The 17,678-nt window shown below is 37.5% G+C and carries 18 protein-coding genes; 3 read left to right on the top strand and 15 right to left on the bottom strand.

Annotated elements, in window-relative coordinates:
• Positions 1–146 precede the first annotated feature (146 nt).
• A complete protein-coding gene (locus ACFX4R_RS11170) occupies positions 147–2,006 on the bottom strand; it encodes an N-acetylmuramoyl-L-alanine amidase (RefSeq protein ID WP_377569568.1) in 1,860 nt (619 codons plus the stop codon).
• A 472-nt stretch (positions 2,007–2,478) separates the two neighbouring features.
• On the opposite strand from ACFX4R_RS11170, the gene ACFX4R_RS11165 reads away from it, so the two are divergent.
• Positions 2,479–2,859, top strand: coding sequence for a plasmid mobilization protein (locus ACFX4R_RS11165; protein WP_013056777.1), 381 nt, complete (start codon positions 2,479–2,481; stop codon positions 2,857–2,859).
• A gap of 56 nt (positions 2,860–2,915) precedes the next feature.
• Here the strand turns inward: ACFX4R_RS11165 and ACFX4R_RS11160 are convergent, their stop codons facing one another.
• The 12 genes from ACFX4R_RS11160 to ACFX4R_RS11105 form a co-directional block, all read right to left on the bottom strand.
• Positions 2,916–3,110 carry a DUF8096 family protein gene (locus ACFX4R_RS11160; protein ID WP_043982100.1) on the bottom strand — a complete coding sequence of 65 codons (195 nt, stop codon included), beginning with the start codon at positions 3,108–3,110 and terminating at the stop codon, positions 2,916–2,918.
• Between the two features lie 84 nt (positions 3,111–3,194).
• Positions 3,195–4,193 carry an N-acetylmuramoyl-L-alanine amidase family protein gene (locus ACFX4R_RS11155; protein WP_043982098.1) on the bottom strand — a complete coding sequence of 333 codons (999 nt, stop codon included), beginning with the start codon at positions 4,191–4,193 and terminating at the stop codon, positions 3,195–3,197.
• 96 nt (positions 4,194–4,289) lie between these two features.
• Positions 4,290–4,826 carry a hypothetical protein gene (locus ACFX4R_RS11150; RefSeq protein WP_043982096.1) on the bottom strand — a complete coding sequence of 179 codons (537 nt, stop codon included), beginning with the start codon at positions 4,824–4,826 and terminating at the stop codon, positions 4,290–4,292.
• Between the two features lie 135 nt (positions 4,827–4,961).
• Positions 4,962–6,284, bottom strand: coding sequence for an LLM class flavin-dependent oxidoreductase (locus ACFX4R_RS11145; RefSeq protein WP_043982094.1), 1,323 nt, complete (start codon positions 6,282–6,284; stop codon positions 4,962–4,964).
• Position 6,285: 1 nt separating this feature from the next.
• Positions 6,286–7,008 carry a riboflavin kinase gene (locus tag ACFX4R_RS11140; RefSeq protein WP_043982631.1) on the bottom strand — a complete coding sequence of 241 codons (723 nt, stop codon included), beginning with the start codon at positions 7,006–7,008 and terminating at the stop codon, positions 6,286–6,288.
• Positions 7,009–7,173: 165 nt separating this feature from the next.
• Positions 7,174–7,947 (bottom strand): amino acid ABC transporter ATP-binding protein, encoded by a 774-nt coding sequence (locus tag ACFX4R_RS11135; protein ID WP_377569566.1) that lies wholly within the window; start codon positions 7,945–7,947, stop codon positions 7,174–7,176.
• On the bottom strand, positions 7,944–8,654 hold the full coding sequence (locus ACFX4R_RS11130; RefSeq protein WP_043982092.1) for an amino acid ABC transporter permease: 711 nt from the start codon (positions 8,652–8,654) through the stop codon (positions 7,944–7,946). Before ACFX4R_RS11130 ends, ACFX4R_RS11135 begins: the two co-directional genes overlap by 4 nt.
• A 27-nt stretch (positions 8,655–8,681) precedes the next feature.
• The gene (locus ACFX4R_RS11125; RefSeq protein WP_043982091.1) at positions 8,682–9,380 is read right to left on the bottom strand and encodes an amino acid ABC transporter permease; all 699 of its coding nucleotides are present in this window, start codon (positions 9,378–9,380) and stop codon (positions 8,682–8,684) included.
• Positions 9,381–9,454: 74 nt separating this feature from the next.
• Positions 9,455–10,276 carry an amino acid ABC transporter substrate-binding protein gene (locus tag ACFX4R_RS11120; protein ID WP_043982089.1) on the bottom strand — a complete coding sequence of 274 codons (822 nt, stop codon included), beginning with the start codon at positions 10,274–10,276 and terminating at the stop codon, positions 9,455–9,457.
• 69 nt (positions 10,277–10,345) lie between these two features.
• Positions 10,346–10,612 carry a glutaredoxin family protein gene (locus ACFX4R_RS11115; RefSeq protein WP_043982088.1) on the bottom strand — a complete coding sequence of 89 codons (267 nt, stop codon included), beginning with the start codon at positions 10,610–10,612 and terminating at the stop codon, positions 10,346–10,348.
• Between the two features lie 26 nt (positions 10,613–10,638).
• The gene (locus tag ACFX4R_RS11110) at positions 10,639–11,163 is read right to left on the bottom strand and encodes a GNAT family N-acetyltransferase (RefSeq protein ID WP_013056766.1); all 525 of its coding nucleotides are present in this window, start codon (positions 11,161–11,163) and stop codon (positions 10,639–10,641) included.
• Between the two features lie 10 nt (positions 11,164–11,173).
• Entirely contained in the window at positions 11,174–11,704 is a 531-nt protein-coding gene (locus tag ACFX4R_RS11105) for a hypothetical protein (protein ID WP_162214117.1), read from the bottom strand.
• A 330-nt stretch (positions 11,705–12,034) separates the two neighbouring features.
• Between ACFX4R_RS11105 and ACFX4R_RS11100 the strand changes: the two genes are divergently transcribed.
• Together ACFX4R_RS11100 and ACFX4R_RS11095 are read left to right on the top strand one after the other, a co-directional pair.
• Positions 12,035–13,060: an LLM class flavin-dependent oxidoreductase gene (locus ACFX4R_RS11100; RefSeq protein WP_162214116.1), complete on the top strand. Its 1,026-nt coding sequence runs from the start codon at positions 12,035–12,037 to the stop codon at positions 13,058–13,060.
• Between the two features lie 226 nt (positions 13,061–13,286).
• Positions 13,287–14,108, top strand: a complete 822-nt coding sequence (locus tag ACFX4R_RS11095) for a Cof-type HAD-IIB family hydrolase (protein ID WP_013082899.1) — start codon at positions 13,287–13,289, stop codon at positions 14,106–14,108.
• 47 nt (positions 14,109–14,155) lie between these two features.
• On the opposite strand, the gene ACFX4R_RS11090 is transcribed toward ACFX4R_RS11095, so the two are convergent.
• Entirely contained in the window at positions 14,156–15,499 is a 1,344-nt protein-coding gene (locus ACFX4R_RS11090) for a 2-hydroxycarboxylate transporter family protein (RefSeq protein ID WP_013082898.1), read from the bottom strand.
• A 143-nt stretch (positions 15,500–15,642) separates the two neighbouring features.
• Complete coding sequence (locus ACFX4R_RS11085; protein ID WP_043982083.1) at positions 15,643–17,352, bottom strand: NAD-dependent malic enzyme; 1,710 nt, start codon at positions 17,350–17,352, stop codon at positions 15,643–15,645.
• Between the last annotated feature and the right edge of the window lie 326 nt (positions 17,353–17,678).

Below are 17,678 nucleotides of genomic sequence, written 5' to 3'. Positions count from 1 at the left end.
CCTTCCTTTTGTAAAAAGATAATAAGCTAGAAAATCATTATAAGAAAACATCATCAATAACCTTCTGAATTTTTGTGGTTTTTAAAAAAAGAAAGAGACATACCATTTAAACACCCTGTCTCTTTCTTTTCTTTTAACACTCTATTCTATTGTCTTTTAACCTCTACATCTGACGCTTTCACAAACGCATAGCGGTGATTAAAATAAATTTGATAATATTCGTCTTTTCCAACAATCATTTTGTGATCGTTTGGGTTTGTTGTAAAAGTTGGGGCATAGTAATAGTCACTCCTTACTTTCTCTACCCCCACGTACACCTGCTCTGGAGAAATTTTATACTGAAGTGGCACCATAGCTTTAACTGGTATATCAGAAGGATAGGCTGAGGCCTCCGGGAAAGCTCCTCCGTACACTTGAATGCTTTCTTTTCCTGGTTTTGGCGTTAATAATATGCCTGTACCTTTACTTGTATTTTTATTATGAGGATTATAAAACCACGCTTTTTGTCCTCCATACCAAATCGCTGTCCATTCTCCTTTTGTCTCAGCTACTGCATACGTTTGTCCAGTTACTGCTTTGCTTCCCCAGTCTAACGTTTGTTTCGTTCCAGGCCCTGAAGCTGCAGGCTCATTCAGAAGCGGTGAATCATTGCTGGGAGCTTGATGCAAATACACAAAGTTGGCCGGCTGCTTTGGTGCATCTGATACTTCTGGCTGATTGTTTTGAAAGACTGGATTAATCGTAACGGCTAGTTTGTTTGTATGCTGGCGCTCGACTGGGCTTCCTACTAAATCCATGTAGTGCCCCCAATCCCAAAACGGCCCGGGATCTGAATGCATACCTGATTGAGCCTTAGGAGACAAACCCGGCACCTCATCATGACCAATAATATGAGCTCGGTCTAATGGAATATTATATTCTTTGGCAAGGTGGCGTACGAGTCTTGCCGAAGAACGATACATTTCTTCCGTAAACCAAGTAGATCCTTCAAGGGCGAATCCTTCATGTTCAATTCCAATACTGTGTGTATTAAAATACCAGTTTCCTGCATGCCATGCTACGTCTTTGTTATGGATCATCTGTGCGATGTGGCCATCACTTGAACGGATTACATAGTTTGCAGCGGCTCTATTAGGGTTAGCAAACAAATCAATCGTTCCATCATAACTTACTTCTGTATCATGAATAACAATATAGCGAACATCTGATTTTTGACGGTTTGCAATATCATAGTTTCCGTAATCTGAAGCACTTTCGCTGAATTTCCCGTAAAATGCAGGGATGTATTCACATTTTAAAGATGCCGGACAATCCGCTTTATTCGTATTGGAATTTTCAGCACGAGGAATCGACATATCTATATTTTGAGGGGAAATTTTAAGATGCTGTCCGTCTGATGTTGTATGCTCTGCTCCTTTTTCCAACGTTTCATATACATCATCGGCAAATACTTGAGCGTTTTCCTTATCCTGAGAAGCACTGTAAGCGGCGACTGCATCGTACCATTTTTGATCAGTGGACGGTATGTTTCCATTTTTGTCTTTTGCGATAAAAGCCAGCACAGCAGCGCCACCGCGAATATTTTGCACAGGATCTTTTTTTAATCTTTCTTTATCTGAGTTAAGCAGCTTAGCAGCTAAGGAGAGAGTTTGCTGTTTATCATATGCTGGTTTTGAAGGCACAGCTCCGTTTCCTTTTCCATCTTCTAAAGAAGGGATGTCTGTTAAATGCATAAGACCGTATCCCCCGGCTGCACTAGGTTTTCCATTATGACTTTCCCAGCGCGACTTGTTGTAGGAAATTGCTTTTAAAAGCGAAGCTGGCACACCAAATTCTTTAGATGCTTGTGCAAATGCTCGCTCTAAAGAATCTGACTGATTCTCTGCCGCCAAAGCGACTACAGGCTTTTGCAGCGTATGAAGGGGCATATAAGCTGTACATATGACACCAGCCGTAAGCATGGCTACCCCTATCTTATTTAGTTTTAATCTTTTTTTTAGTTTCAAACGTATTCCTCCCCCGTAAAGTATGTAAATGAGGTCAATAAAGACATAATATGACTTTACCTCGTTCTCAACCATTTCGTCTTCTTTCTTTCTATTCCCTTGAGACAATAGTCTAGAAGATTCGACAGAGTTACTAGGAGGAAAGATGTGGTATGAGGAAAAAATCATAAAAATCATCCCTCTTCTTTAAAGCTGCGCTCTCAAAAATGGTTGAGTACAACAGCGGTCCATTCATCCCTTTTGCTGCCTTTTTAATAAAGCAGCAATATTGTAGATAATGACATTCCTTCTATAATTCAACTATTACTAAACCAAATTTCTTAATTTACCAGTTTTTTAACAGACTGTACGTTCGACATTTTAGTAACTTTTCACCATAGTTAACCATGGAAAAGGTTGCTATTATTAAAGACAAGAGAATGTTTACATATGATTGAACGCAGCAAGAACTGCTCTTGAAAGGAGATACCTTATGAGAGGACACAGCATTCCAGCAATTAAGTTGAATGAAGAAGAAAAAGAAAAATTAGAGGAACTTATTGAACACTATAATTTAAAACGAACGTCTCTCATTCGAAAATTTATTATGGATGGAAAAGTTAAGCCTCCTTTAATCGGCAAAGAAGCAGGTGTGGAACTATTGGTTAACCTGCGAAAGATTGAGTCTGAACTAAGCCGGCTAAGCAATAATATGCATCAAATTGCAAAGTACTTACATAAACCAAAAGATAAGCAAAACCATTCACAGAATCTTGAAGAAATCCTACTAGAAATGATGAAAAAACAAAAACATGTACAAGAAGATGTAGAGACTATTTCAGAGCAGCTTAGCGATCATTTATACGTTAAATAGAGAAAAAACGCTCTTTTCATTTCAGAAAAGAGCGTTTTTTATAAAGAAGTAGGGATTTAAATGCTTTTTTTCATGCCGCACTTTGCGCATGTACGGATAAAAATAAAGTCTTTTACTAAGCTTTTAAATTTCACATGTCCACAGTTATCGCATCTGCCTGCAACTTTATCCGGAAACTCCTCATATACATATATTTTTGTTAAATCAATCGCTTCTTGTTGCTCTTCCATTTCCATCACACCTTTATGCATCTTTACGATTCAGCTCTTTATATTCTATCAAAAATAAGTAAAATTACTAGGGTGAAAGCTTCAAAAAACAAGCAGGTTTTTTCACTATTTTTTTATCCGTTCAGCTTTGTACCACCAATTTTCTCTATCTAAAAATGCTTTTACATTCAGTATTTTTTTATCGCGAAGGGTAATGATGGCTGCCGCGGCTCCTTCTTTGGAAAAGGTTACGGCTGTTTCTAATTTCTCTTTTGTCACAAACACTTTTAATGTTTCCATATTCTCTTTTGTTAATTCCGCAGTTGTGATGGTTTCTCCTTCAATGATTGTATCTTTTTTTTCAATAAAATGTTGTCCATCCATCACCCAGGCTGCACGTGTTTCACCATAAACTTGAAAGAAGGTATTCTTTTTTAAATAACCTGTTCTCTCTGACATATTTGCATCCTTATACGTCTCCGTATCCTCGGTTGTTTTTATCCATAAAGGTTTATATAAAAAAGTAGGCTTTAGAAAACCTTCCTCGTCAGAATCTCCCACAGAATTTGTAGATTTAGACTCCAAGTTTAAAAACTGCGCAATCCCTTGTGCATATGCCACCCCCATATCTTTTAGAAATTGAGGATTTTTTAAGAGCTTTGCATCGTGTTCTGTATCAATAAACCCGATTTCAGTTAGTACAGACGGCATATAGGAACGTCTTAACACACTATGATTAGCCAATTTCCTGCCTCGGTTAAAGTGATTGTATTTAGTGAGAACAAATTTCACATGATCGTGAATATCGTTTCGTAACACAATGGTTTGGTTATTTATATTTTTGCTATAAATAAAATCTTCATATCCCGTTTCGCCGCCTAAATTTATATGAATAGATAAGTATACATCAGCACCCCACGCATTGGCTTTGTTGACCCGTTCATTTAATGACAAAAACACATCGGTTGTACGCGTTGTACAAAGAGAAAATCCTTCATAGTGAGTAGAAAGAAAAGAGATGATGTACTGTTGAACAGCTAACACTAAGTCTTTTTCATATAACCCGCTGGCGACAGCCCCTAGATCTGCCCCTCCGTGACCTGCATCTAAATAAATTTTTTTCATATAACCTGTCTCCTCCTTATCCGTAGCATATGCATGAATAAGCGAAGACGTTTGTTATATAAAACTACTTTTATGTATAAAGCTTTTTACTATGACTCATTTAGAAGTCTTTACAACTGATTTACCATAGCTGGTAACATCAAAATATGTATTTGATCCATCGTCTTCATTGATCACAACATCTAAGTCATGAAAATAACGATGAAGCTTTTTTAACAGTGCTTGATCTTTCGTCTGCTCTAGCTGTCCAGCGAGCTTCTCCATATGCTGAAAGTCTTTCTTTAAAACAGAATCTTTTACTTCAATCGTGCCAATTGTATTATTAATGGCTGTGGCTTCTTCTTGTACGGCAGGCCAGTCTGGATGCTCAATGGCACTCCACCCCGTCAAATCATTTAGTACGTCATGATGTTCAGCAATAAAGTCTTTTGCCTGCTGATCGCTGCTTTCCAGCTTATCAACTTTTTGTTGATCCACTTTAATGGCACTTGCCTTTATACTTTGCTGTGATAAAAAAGGAATTTTTCCGTTTTGGTACAATATCCATCCTGTCGCTCCTCCCCCGACTAAAAAAACGGATAAAGATACCGAAATGATCATACGCTTCTTCTTACTTTTATGTCTTTTTTCCATTTGACTCCTTTCCGGGTATTCAAAACCCTTTAGGCCTTATGAACTGAAACGAATAACCTACAAAAAGAATTTTACCATATTTTTAATATTAAAAATATTAAAAAAGAGACTCCTTCGAGTCTCTTTGAATGCACTTCAGTTAACTTTTACCTGTGTGTAGCGATTTTTAGGAACATTCAACTGCAAGTTACTTCTTAACGTACTCCCTTCGTATTCTGTACGATACAGGCCTCTTTCTTGCAGTATCGGTACAACATGTTCAACAAAGTCATCTAAGCCATGCGGAACGCTTGAATGAATAATAAAGCCGTCAGCTCCTTTTTCTTCGAACCACTGTTCCATCAAATTAGCGATATGCTCTGGCGTCCCAATAAATTGTGTTTTAGGTGTAGCAATTCGCAGCGCTGCTTCTCGCAGTGTCCACTTATATTTTTTGGCGTTTTCTTTAATTTTGTCGGTTGTACTGCGGAAACTATTATTCCCTATATCCCCCAAGTCAGGAAATGCATCATCTAATGGAAACTGTGAAAAATCAAAATGATCGAAAAAGCGTCCTAAGTAGTTTAGCGCATGTTCAATTGTCACCAATTGAGAAAGTTCTTCATATTTTCTTTCGGCTTCTTCGTTTGTACTACCAATTATAGGACCAATTCCCGGAAAAATTAAAAGTTCGTTTTCATTGCGTCCTTGCGCTGCAGCTCTCAATTTTACATCTTGGTAAAAAGCTTTTGCTTCTTCTAAATTGTCTTGTCCCGTAAACACTGCGTCAGCTGTTTTTGCTGCTAAATCTTTTCCGCTTTCAGAAGATCCTGCTTGAAACACTACGGGCTGCCCCTGAGCTGAGCGCCCAATGTTTAACGGACCTTCTACAGAGAAAAATTCGCCTTTATGATGCAATCGGTGCAGCTTTTTCTCCTCAAAAAATTGTCCGGTTTCTTTATTTCGAATAAATGCATCATCTTCCCAAGAATCCCATAATCCCTTTGTTACTTCTAGAAACTCTTCAGCTATTCTATAGCGTTTGTCATGAGTGGGGTGCTCTTTTCCATAGTTAAGCGCAGATCCTTCTAATGGAGATGTTACAACATTCCATCCCGCTCGGCCGCTGCTAATATGATCAAGTGAAGCGAATTGTCTAGCCACCGTAAACGGCTCGCTATACGAAGTCGATAGAGTGCCGACTAAACCAATATGAGAAGTGACAGAAGCAAGTGCTGATAGAATAGTAAGAGGTTCAAAACGATTCAAAAAATGCGGAAGCGATTTTTCATTGATATATAACCCATCGGCAATGAACACTAAATCAAATTTTCCTTCTTCCGCTTTTTGAGCCTGCTGCTTGTAAAAACCGAAATTAACGCTGGCATCTGACAAAATTTCAGAATGTCTCCACGCCCCCATATTACCTCCGACTCCATGAATAATAGCCCCTAGCTTTAATTGTCTTTGATGTGTCATATTACCATTCTCCTTTTTCATACCCATTCATAAATTCTCGTAATTGATTGGTTAAACCGCCTGCTCCAAAGCGAAGGACTCCTTCTTTTTCTGTCTTTCTTCCATTTCCTTCTTGTGCAAATTGCAAAAAAGCGATAACGTGAACTCTTCTAGGATGAATATTTTCAATTCCTTCGTCATAAAACCATTGATCAATTGTATTGTAAATCCCTTTATTGACTCTGAATTGACTGTGGCACCAATTAAAAAACTGGAGATCAGGCAGATTTAAATATCTCGCTTGCCCTAGCTTGGAAGCTGTAGCTTCACTAGATACATAGCCCATATGTTGAAATCTTTCCTTTGCTTGTAGCGTATCAGCTTTAATTTGATGCTTTAAAAATTCAATAGAAGGGAATTTTTTCTCTCCTCTCACCCGAAAGATCACGTCGCATTGAACTGTCTCTCCATAAATAACGTCGTTAAAATCCAGAATATGAACCTCAAATGTTTTAGATAGTTCCGATCCAAATGTCGGCTTAACTCCTACATTCATAACTCCTATATGTTCAAGTCCCCGCAGATGAACGAGGACACCATACACGCCATTTTTTAATTCCTCATGCTGAGTATCTATATTAGCTGTTGGAAACCCTAAGTGTCTTCCTTGCTGCCTTCCAGGTACAACCTGCCCTTTTATAATAAGTTTTTTACTTGTTTTAGCTTTTAATGCTCCTCTATTCACTACGTTCACCCTTCTTCCCTTAAGTCTAGTAAAAAATAAAAGGTTCTTTGCACAATGTCACACATTGTGCAAAGAACCTCTAGTGATCTAGTCGGTTTGTTTAATTTGATGATTTCATCATATACTTATTATTCCTATGAGTCAAGTTGGTTTTCGATTAAAATATTAGATTGTTTTTTCATAAATATAAGAGTAAGGAGAATGCGTTGGGTTAATACGCTTGAAAAATTGCTTTGTTCGATCTTCTTTTGGATTTAAAAATATGTCTTCAGGATGACCTTGTTCGACAATCTTTCCTCCGTCCATAAATACCACGTGATTAGAAACTTCACGGGCAAAACTCATTTCGTGCGTAACAATGATCATTGTAATTCCTTCTTCAGCAATTTTACGAATAACAGACAGTACTTCACCCACCAGTTCAGGGTCCAAAGCAGACGTCGGCTCATCAAATAAAATGACTTCAGGATTTAAAGCAAGCGCTCTAGCAATGCCCACTCGCTGCTGTTGACCTCCTGATAACTGACTTGGATAAGCATTTGCTTTTTCAGCAAGCCCCACTTTTTCAAGGACGTCTAAACTGCGTTGTTTCGCTTCTTCCTTTGGCAGCTTTTGAACAATAACTAGCCCCTCCATAATATTTTCAATAACGGTTTTATGTTTGAACAAATTGTATTGCTGAAAAACCATCGTTGTTTTTTGTCGAAGAGTTAAAATGGCTTTGCGGTTTGGCTTTTGGCACTGAACCGTAAATTGATCAATCGAAACTTCTCCTTCATCTGCTTTTTCTAAGAAATTAATGCAGCGTAAAAACGTAGTCTTTCCAGAACCACTCGGTCCTAAAATGGTCACAACGTCGCCTTTTTTAACAATTAAATCAATACCGTCCAATACTGTATTATCACCAAATGTTTTTTTTATATTTGTTAATGCAATCATACAACTCCTCCTCGATTATAAACCGTTAATTTTCGTTCAAGCAGCGCTGTTATCCCCTCTATTAACATCGTCAGCATCCAATAAATAAGAGCAGCAGCAATATAGGCTTCTAAAAACTTGAGATTATTGGAAGCTACGATATTAGCAGCACCGTTTAGCTCTTTTTGCGAGACGATGAATGCGATAGAAGACGTATGCAAAAAGCCGATGAAAATATTACATAAATTCGGTAAAGACAAAGCAAACGCCTGTGGAAAAACAATTCGTTTCATTGATTGAAAACGATTCATCCCAATGGCATACGCGGCCTCAATTTGTCCTTTTTCTACAGCTAACAAACCAGAGCGAATAATCTCTGACATATAAGCTCCCGCTGTAAAAGACAAAGCGATTAATACAAATACGACAATAGGAATGCTGTTTGCATTGAAGCCCCATCCACAGTAACTCGATACTTTATTAATAAATAACGGGAACCCTAGGTAAATAACCATAATATGAAGAATAGCAGGCGTTCCTCGGAAAAATGACACGTATACGTTGGCAATTGGCGTTATTATTTTTACTGAATTGATTCTCACAGCCGCAACAGCAATACCAATAATCACCCCGCCTAGTAACGGACCGGTGGTAATAAGGAGCGTTAAAGGTAATGCCTTTAAAATTTCTACAAATGCTGTCCATATAAATGGTACATCAATAATCATGTTTACACCTCTTTTAGTAAGCTCGTTTTATACATGAACAGGCTGATCATGTTTTTGCAGCTTCTGTTCTGATTTCACAAAAAATTTCTCTAATATAATCGCCACCAAATAATAAATAATGGCAAGTGCGATATATACCTCCACTGCATGAGCCGTTGCAGCGATAATGGTATCTCCTCTTCCCATCATATCCATCACACCAATGGTAAAGGCTAAAGATGTATCTTTTAAGGACCCAATCACAAGATTTCCAAAGTTAGGAAAGGCTACAACGAGAGCTTGCGGCAGCACAATTCGAGTGAACGTTTGTTTTCCGCTCATTCCTATACTATAAGCTGCTTCGGTTTGCCCTTTATCTACACTATTAATGGCACCGCGCATCATTTCAGAAAAAGACGCCGCCGTGCTCAGTGAATACGTGATAATAACAAATACAAGCGGAGCCATTCTTGAAACGTCAATATGAATCAATTGTAAAAGGGCAGGTATCCCGTAAAAAACTAAAAATAATTGAATTAAAATAGGGGTTCCCCTCATAAAAGAAATATAAACTGCTGCTATTTGGCTTAACACCGGTACTTTATAAATACGAGGCAGGGCAATAAACAATCCCAAGGTACTGCCAATCACAAGTGATGCAATCAAAATCCAAATTGTAATATGCAAATAAGATAATACTTGAGGAATAGAGGTGAAAATCAGCTCTATATCAAATGCTTTTCCCATCTTTTTCTCTCCTTTGTTTCCCTCTACAGGTAGCGAAAGGACCCAAGTTCAAGGCTTGGGTCACAGTAAGTGCTTTAGTTATTTCCAGCTGCTTTTGTATAATCTTCTCCCAGCCATTTTTTACTTAATTTTGTCAATGTTCCGTCTTCTTTTATTTCTTTTAGCGCTTTATCCACATCTTTTTGTAAACCTGTTTCATCTTTGCGAAGCATAAAATATACTTTTGAATTTGAAATAGCAGGCCCTACAACTTTTTGCTCTGCGTCCGCTTGTTTATTGACAAAGTCAACTGCAAACGGCGTACTAATTGTGGCATCCGCACGCCCTGTTTTCAGCTGCGTTTTTGTATCATCAGATCCTTGGCCTGAATAGACGATATTAATTTTATTTCCATGTTCTTTGTTATACTTATCGATTAAGTTAGCAGAATTACTCGTTGCTCCTACAATTACCTTTTTACCGCTCAAATCTTTAATTGATTTAATAGACGTATTTTTTTCGTTTACAACTACATGTAGCGGAAAGATATTATAAGGTTCTTTGTTAAAAAGGAACTTTTGTTTTCTCTCTTCATTTACTTCCATCTGATGGGCTACTAAATCAATTTTGTTCGATTCTAAGCTCAAAAGTAAATTAGAAAAATCCATTGTCTTAAATTCGAACTTATAGTTTGGAAGACGTTTGTCTATTTCTTTAACAAGTTCTACGTCATACCCTGTTAGATTTCCTTTATCGTCAAGAAAGCAAATGTTCGGAAATTGCGTACCTGTTCCTACAATAATTTTTTGTACTTTGTCTTTGCTTGCGTTAGCCGCTGTTTCTTTATTTGGTGTTCCGCAAGCGGCTAGTAATAAAAGAAGTGATAAAAAGATAGCTGTCAGCTGTAGTTTTTTCATGTGTTTTGTCCCTCACTATGTCTCAAAATAATTTATTGTTTTAATGAATGAATAAAATAGATGTTCCAGCTATTTAACAATTGGTGAATAGTCTTCAATCAATTTTTCTATTTGTTCATAATCTTTTTCAATTACTCCTTTAAACTGCCCCTCGTCTCCAATTTCAACGACCGGTACATGGCGAATACCGTATTTAATTTCAAGTAAATCCCGCAAATAATCTTTTCCTTCTACATCGATACTTTCATATTGATATCCTTTCTCATGAAAATATGCTTTTAGTTCCTCGCAATGATGACAACCTTTTCGATTCCATAATAAAATCTTTGCTGACATGTTTTTTCCTCTTTTCTTTTAAATGATTAATTAGCTTTTTGTAACTCCTTGTGCTTTTCTAACTCGTATCTTTCAGGATGTAAGATTTTCCTTAAGAATACACCTTTTCCTTCTTCTCCTTGATCGACTTCAAAAAAACGTTCATACCCTTTCCTTTCATACATAGGAATCAACCACGGATGTCGATCAGAAGTAGCCAATGTAACGGCAGGTTCCCCCAATTGATCCCGAATAATTGTTTCTTCAACCCATGTTAAGAGTTTAGAACCTACTCCTTTCTTTTTAACCAAAGGATCTACGGCAAACCACCATAAGAAAGGCCAGTTCGTTATTTCTTTATACGTTCTTGCTGTAATCGTAGCTACGATTTTTTTATCACTTTCCAGCACGTAGCAACGGCTGTTTTGAATGTTTTCTTTTACAAGTTCAATCGTTGCCGTTGCGGCTGGAAACTTAATTCCTAGCTCTCGAATCGGCTCGTATGCTCGAAGTGTTAAATTCAACAGTTCTTCAGCATCTTCTACGGTTGCTAATCGAAATAATTCACTCATTTTCTTCACCTCATTTTATAAATGTTTGAAGAGATAGATCGGCTTTATAAATCAGCTCATCCACAGCTTCCTTTAAACGACTTTTGGCATTCGCATTGTTGATGCCTGTAAAAGAGACGTATTCATGCAGCAGAAAAAGAGTGCTGAGCCAATAAGGCCTACCTAAAAAAGACGCTAAAAGTTTTAAATCATACTTAGCTTTTAGTAAAGAATTCACATTTTCACCAATAAGAATTGGCAGAAGTATTTTTTCATGCAATAAATCTTTTGGCAATATTTTTGTTAGCCGGTCAAAAGACTGTACGTATATTTCATTTACTCCAGATAACAGAACGATAATACTTTTAGCTTGGTTCAATTTTGAAATAAATCCCTTTACTTCCTTCTGCGCTTCCTGCTTCAAAGCGTGTACATCATGATACAAAATAGTTTCTGCATGCACTCCTTTTGAGGTTAAGCAAGCTTCTAGCTCATCTTTCACTAAGGCTATTTGTTGATAATTATGAGAGCTTCCGTTATATAAAATACATACATCGCTCACTTTCTTCCCCTCCTTTTTATAGCAAAAAGGCTCCTGGAGTTTCCTCAGGAGCCTTTGGTAGACCAATCAGCTTTAATTGTTGTTTCTTTGATAAAACCGGAGAATGAAGTGAAGTGTCTTTGAAACATACTCACTTAATTCTTATTTATCCAAGTTGTTTTATCGGCTTTTCTGTTTGATGATTCAACTATATAGCCTCAAAATGGCAAAGTCAACTTATTTTTCAAAAAATATTTTTCTTTAAAAAAACTCTTTTCATCTGGAAAATCCTTTGCTAAAATTAATCCCAATTATTCTTACCTTTTTTATCAACTTTAAGGAGTGTTTTCAGTGAAATTAAGTATTTTAGATCAAAGCCCACGTTGTGAAGGTGAGCGTGCTGAAGATGCATTTCAGCATACTATACAATTAGCTCAGCTAGCAGAAGAACTTGGCTACCACCGCTTTTGGGTAGCGGAGCATCATGACTCTGCACATGTTGTAGGATCATCACCTGAAGTGTTAATTTCTCACCTGCTCGCTAAAACGCATCATATCCGTATCGGCTCAGGTGGTGTTATGCTTCAGCACTACAGCCCTTATAAAGTAGCAGAAAATTTTAATGTTTTAGCCTCATTATCTCCAAATCGCATCGATCTTGGAATCGGTAGAGCACCAGGAGGACTACCTCATTCTACTCAAGCCTTGCAACAAAACTCTCAGCCCACTAAGTCCTTAACAGACAAACTGATAGAACTTAAACAATACCTAAACAATACGCTGCCGGAAGATCACCCTCTTTACGGTTTAAAAGCCTATCCAAGGCCCGAAAAATCGGCAGATATATTTTTACTGGGAGCAAGTGCTTCAAGCGCAGAGCTTGCGGGTTCATTAAACCTTCCTTATGTATTTGCTCAATTTATTAATGGCGATCAAAAAGTGCTGGAAGAAGCGATTTCTGTCTATAATCAGCACGTTTCATCTCGCGCACGCTCGCTTGTCGTTGCCCTTTCCGTCATCGTAGCGGATACCTTAGAAGAAGCAAAAGCATTAGCATCCAGCACAAAAATATTTAAAGTATACTTACAAAATGGGAAGTCCGCTACATTAGGGTCCAAAGAAAAAGCTGAAGAATTTGGTCAGCAGTCCAAAGAAAGCTATCGAATTGAAGAAAAAGAAGCAAACGTTATATACGGTACAAAAGAAACCATTCGTCAAAAGCTTCAAGCTTTGAAACAGGAATTTTCTATTGATGAATTTATCATACTTACCGCTATTCAGAATTTCGAACAAAAAAAGCAATCTTATACGCTCTTAAAAGAAGCATTCAATGAAGGAGATGTGCAGAAAATTAATCAAACTCTAGCTGCTTACTAATCCAGAAGCTGAGATAAAAGTATTTTAGCAGAAATAAAACACGAACTAATAATCAAAATTATCGATTATTAGTTCGTGTTTTTCATTGTTTTATCTACTTCCGAGGAGTTCAAACAAAGTATACGCATACCTCTCATTTTTTCAAAAAATCATTAAATTGAATCAAACGTTTTTTTATAGTACCATATGAAGATATGAGTCTAGTAGAAGAAGGGAATTTAAAAATATGCCTTACAAAATGATTGTTTTAGATTTGGATGATACACTATTATGCGATGATCACACTATTTCTCCGCGCACAAAAGAAGCATTAATGAAGGCGCAAGAATCGGGAGTGAAAGTTGTACTTGCTTCTGGACGACCAACTTACGGAATGGTTCACATTGCGAAAGAGCTCGAATTAGAAAAGTACGGAAGCTTTATTTTATCGTTTAATGGGGCAAAAATCATTAATTGCCTAACAAATGAAGAGCTATTTAGCAGTACATTGTCTCCGAGAACTGTTGCACGTCTCGACGATATTAGCCGCGAAGAAGGCGTTTTAATTCATACATACGTGGGAGATGAAATTATAACCGAAGTAGAAAATAAATTTACGGATATTGAAAGTGACATTACAGGTCTGCCGATCCGTGTTGTTTCATCTTTTACTGATGCCGTTACAGAACCTGTTGTAAAAGTACTCATGCTTGCAGAACCGGAAATGCTGGTTCACGTTGAAAAGAAACTTCAAAAGCAGCTTCAAGGAGAGCTAAGCGTAATGCGCTCTAAACCATACTTCCTTGAATTTACAGAAGAAGGCGTCACAAAAGGGACAAGTCTCCACTTATTAATTCAACAGCTTGGCATTACACGCGATGAAGTGATTGCCATTGGCGACAGTTATAATGATCTTGCCATGATTGAATTTGCAGGACTTGGCGTAGCAATGGGAAATGCTCCTGAAGATATTAAAGAAAAAGCCAACCATGTAACAGATACAAACATGAACGACGGTGTGGCAAAAGTTGTGGAAGAATTTATCTTAAAACCTGTTAGCGTTTCATAAGACAAAAAAGCAGCTCATACGAACCGAGCTGCTTTTTTGTTTTGATTTTATACTCCTAAAAGTTTCATAAGAAGCGTAGCTAAAATAACAGTGGAAGCGCCTCCAAGTCTTGTTGCTACTTGAGCAAATGGCATAAGTGACATACGGTTGGAAGCTGATAAAATCGCTACGTCTCCCGTACCTCCTAAACCACTGTGACAACCTGTTACAATTGCAGCATCCACTGGATGCATTTTCATCATTTTACCTACAAAATAACCCGTTGCTACCATAGCAATAACAACTGCTGCACATACGACCACATAACCTGGTGTAACAATTTTCACTACATCTTCAAGAGGAATATACAAAATCCCTAGCCCCACCATTAACGGCCATGTTAAGCTCGTAGAAATGAATTTGTACATATGGTAAGCACCTTGCTCCATCTTAGCAGGCATTACTTGTAAACATTTGACTAGCGTTGCCGCTACGATCATTAAAACTGGACCTGGAATTCCTAAAAACTTATGTGCTAAGCCCCCGAAAATAAAGAAACTACATGCAATTAAAAGACCTGCGCCCATTAACGAAAAATCTACTGGTTTCTTGATATTTGTATCTTCTGAGATGCCATCTCCGCCTTTTGTCTTCACAAGAACTCCATTACCTGTTAATTCTGGCTTTTTCTCTCCTAGACGCTTCATTAAGCCAGCACATACGATAGCAACGATGTTTCCGATAACAGCAGCTGGAATCATTTGCGACACAAAAGATTCTGCTGAACTACCTAAAATTTGAGAATAAGCAAGTGAAAGTGGTAAAATACCTTCACCAATCCCTCCTCCAATAATTGGTACAACAATATAGAAAAATGTATGTTTTGCTCCGTAACCAAATAACATCCCAACAGCTACGCCTGCAGCTACAGCGGCTAACGTACCTAATACAAGCGGTACGAACATACGTGTAAAGCCTTGAATTAAAACTTTACGGTTCATACCAAGAATACTTCCGGCTACTAAACAAGAAATATAAAGGTATAAAAAGTTTGATGTTTTCATCAAAGTTGTTACCGCTTCCATAGATGCGGGATTTAAAACATTATAAAAAACTAATACGGAAGGTACAAGCAGTGATAAAATAGCTGGTCCGCCAATATCTTTTAAAATCGGAATTTTTAATCCTAAATCACCAAGCAGCATTCCCATTACCATAATAATCGCAAATCCGCCAATCATATCTGGAGGAAGCTCGTTGTAAACGGCCGCGCCATATACAATTAATGCAAGTAAAACGTATAGCGGCAGAGGAATAACTCCTACTTTAATATTGTTGATTCGGTTCCAAAAACCCTTATTTTCAGGCTGTGAATCTTGAGTAAACGTTTCCAATTTACGTGCTGTATTCATCTCATAACCCCCTGTGGTTCTAATATAGAGAATCATACACAAATTCCAAAAAACTATATACGTTATGTAACTTAAGAATTCTTTTTGTAACTAAAAAAAGCACAGCTTCTTTTTTCAGAAGCTGTGCTTTTTCTATCTAAAAATTAAGCATTTACTGTTTCTAAAGCTTTAATTTCTTTGTATGTTGGTTCCCACATTGCTGCTTTTACTGCCGCTTTAACATCTGTTGGAACTTCTTTTGCAACGCCATCTTTAATTGCTGCGTTAGCAACCGCTAAAGCAACGTTATAGGATACTTCACGTAATTCTTCTACGCGTGGTAGTAATGAAGCACCCGGCTTGCTGCTGTCTACCATTTGAGCTACAGCGTGTGCACATGCTGCAAACATGCTGTCTGTAATAACTTCTGCTTTTACCACGATTGATCCAAGACCAAGACCAGGGAAAACAAAAGCATTATTAGATTGACCAATTTCATATTCCACACCATCGTAGTTAACTGGTTCAAACGGACTTCCAGTCGCTACAAGCGCTTTTCCTTCTGTCCAATTTAATAGGTTTTCAGGAGTAGCTTCCGCAAGCGGAGTTGGATTTGACATTGGTAAAATAGCTGGGCGTTCTACATGCTTCGCCATTTCTTTTACGATTTCTTCTGAGAACGCGCCTGCTACACCAGACGTACCAATTAAGATTGTTGGCTTCACTTGTCTGACAACTTCTAGAAGAGAAATTTTGTCTTCTTCACGGTTCCAGTCCTTCACTTCTTCTGCTTTTCGTGCATAAGGCGTTTGGAAACCTAATAAGTCGTCCATGTCATCTGTTAAAAGGCCACGGAAATCAACTGCCCAGAAGTTTTTGTATGCTTCTTCTTCTGTAATACCGTCTAATACCATTGCGTCACGAACTTGATCTGCAATACCGATACCTGCTGTACCCGGTCCAAAGATTAAAACGCGGTGGTCACGAAGTGGCATTTTAGACACTTGAACTGCTGAGAAAATAGCGGCAAGCGTTACAGCACCTGTTCCTTGGATATCATCATTAAACGTTAGAATTTCTTTTCCGTACTTGTTAATAATGTTACGAGCATTTACATTACCGAAATCTTCCCAGTGTAACAGTGCATTAGGGAATATTTCAAGAGATTTTGAAATGAATTGATCTACGAAATGATCATAGCGCTCACCGCGGATACGTTCATGACGGTTTCCGATATATAAAGGATCATTTAATAATTTTTCGTTGTTTGTTCCTACATCAAGAACAACTGGAAGTACTCTGCTTGGATCGATTCCTGCTGCAGCTGTGTATACGGCTAATTTACCGATAGCAATATTAATACCGCCAACGCCCCAGTCACCAATTCCTAAAATACTTTCTGAATCTGTAATAACCATTAAATCAATGTCTTTACTATTTGCATCGATATTTTTAAGAGCTTCTTCAATGCCTTCTACATTATCGATTGACAAGTATACGCCACCCGGACGGCGATATTCGTGGCTGTATTCTTGGATTGCTTGTCCAACTGTTGGTGTATAAACAACTGGAAGCATTTCTTTTAAGTGATCTTGCAATAAACGATAGAATAATACAGCATTACGGTTCTGTAAATCGTTTAAATACACATTCTTACCAAGATTATCTGCCTGAGCTAAAAATTGCTCATATGCACGTTTTGCCTGCTCATCTAAAGTTAAAGTCATTGGAGGAAGTAAACCTTCTAATCCTAACGTTTTACGCTCTTCTTTTGTAAAAGCTACTCCTTTGTTTAGCATTGGAGCTCCTAAAATTTCTTTCCCACGTAAAGTCGTTTCAATTGTTTCATTATCTGCAAAAAATACGTTGCGCATACGACTATCTTCCTTTCTGTAGACTTGTATGACAAGCATACAAGTTGGTTAGATTTAAGTAAATACCTTATATGAATATTACTCATATTATTCAAATGTCCGTTAACTTTTTATGAATAGCTTGCTAATTCATTTGACAATAGTATATTTTATGCCTATCTATTTCTGCTGTCAACTATTTTAGTAGAGCAATTTTTTAGTTATAAAGCGGTAGAAATTTCTGAATTTAATATCTTTTATCAATTTTCTTTTTATATAGGTACTAAGAACCCTCTTTATTCTATTCATCTCTTCTTAAAAGTCAAAATAATCCTTTAATATGGAAA

The organism is Priestia sp. YIM B13490, assembly GCF_042787735.1.
In the GTDB taxonomy this organism is placed as follows: Bacteria; Bacillota; Bacilli; order Bacillales; family Bacillaceae_H; genus Priestia; species Priestia megaterium.
The sequence above is the reverse complement of the archived record's forward strand: the minus strand, read 5'-3'. Positions and strand labels throughout refer to the sequence as shown.

Excerpts from the sequence above, each read along its gene's own strand:
- ACFX4R_RS11165 (WP_013056777.1), top strand. The coding sequence starts at position 2,479 with ATGAGAGGACACAGCATTCCAGCAATTAAGTTGAATGAAGAAGAAAAA.
- ACFX4R_RS11160 (WP_043982100.1), bottom strand. The coding sequence starts at position 3,110 with ATGCATAAAGGTGTGATGGAAATGGAAGAGCAACAAGAAGCGATTGAT.
- ACFX4R_RS11155 (WP_043982098.1), bottom strand. The coding sequence starts at position 4,193 with ATGAAAAAAATTTATTTAGATGCAGGTCACGGAGGGGCAGATCTAGGG.
- ACFX4R_RS11150 (WP_043982096.1), bottom strand. The coding sequence starts at position 4,826 with ATGGAAAAAAGACATAAAAGTAAGAAGAAGCGTATGATCATTTCGGTA.
- ACFX4R_RS11145 (WP_043982094.1), bottom strand. The coding sequence starts at position 6,284 with ATGACACATCAAAGACAATTAAAGCTAGGGGCTATTATTCATGGAGTC.
- ACFX4R_RS11135 (WP_377569566.1), bottom strand. The coding sequence starts at position 7,947 with ATGATTGCATTAACAAATATAAAAAAAACATTTGGTGATAATACAGTA.
- ACFX4R_RS11130 (WP_043982092.1), bottom strand. The coding sequence starts at position 8,654 with ATGATTATTGATGTACCATTTATATGGACAGCATTTGTAGAAATTTTA.
- ACFX4R_RS11125 (WP_043982091.1), bottom strand. The coding sequence starts at position 9,380 with ATGGGAAAAGCATTTGATATAGAGCTGATTTTCACCTCTATTCCTCAA.
- ACFX4R_RS11120 (WP_043982089.1), bottom strand. The coding sequence starts at position 10,276 with ATGAAAAAACTACAGCTGACAGCTATCTTTTTATCACTTCTTTTATTA.
- ACFX4R_RS11115 (WP_043982088.1), bottom strand. The coding sequence starts at position 10,612 with ATGTCAGCAAAGATTTTATTATGGAATCGAAAAGGTTGTCATCATTGC.
- ACFX4R_RS11110 (WP_013056766.1), bottom strand. The coding sequence starts at position 11,163 with ATGAGTGAATTATTTCGATTAGCAACCGTAGAAGATGCTGAAGAACTG.
- ACFX4R_RS11095 (WP_013082899.1), top strand. The coding sequence starts at position 13,287 with ATGCCTTACAAAATGATTGTTTTAGATTTGGATGATACACTATTATGC.
- ACFX4R_RS11090 (WP_013082898.1), bottom strand. The coding sequence starts at position 15,499 with ATGAATACAGCACGTAAATTGGAAACGTTTACTCAAGATTCACAGCCT.
- ACFX4R_RS11085 (WP_043982083.1), bottom strand. The coding sequence starts at position 17,352 with ATGCGCAACGTATTTTTTGCAGATAATGAAACAATTGAAACGACTTTA.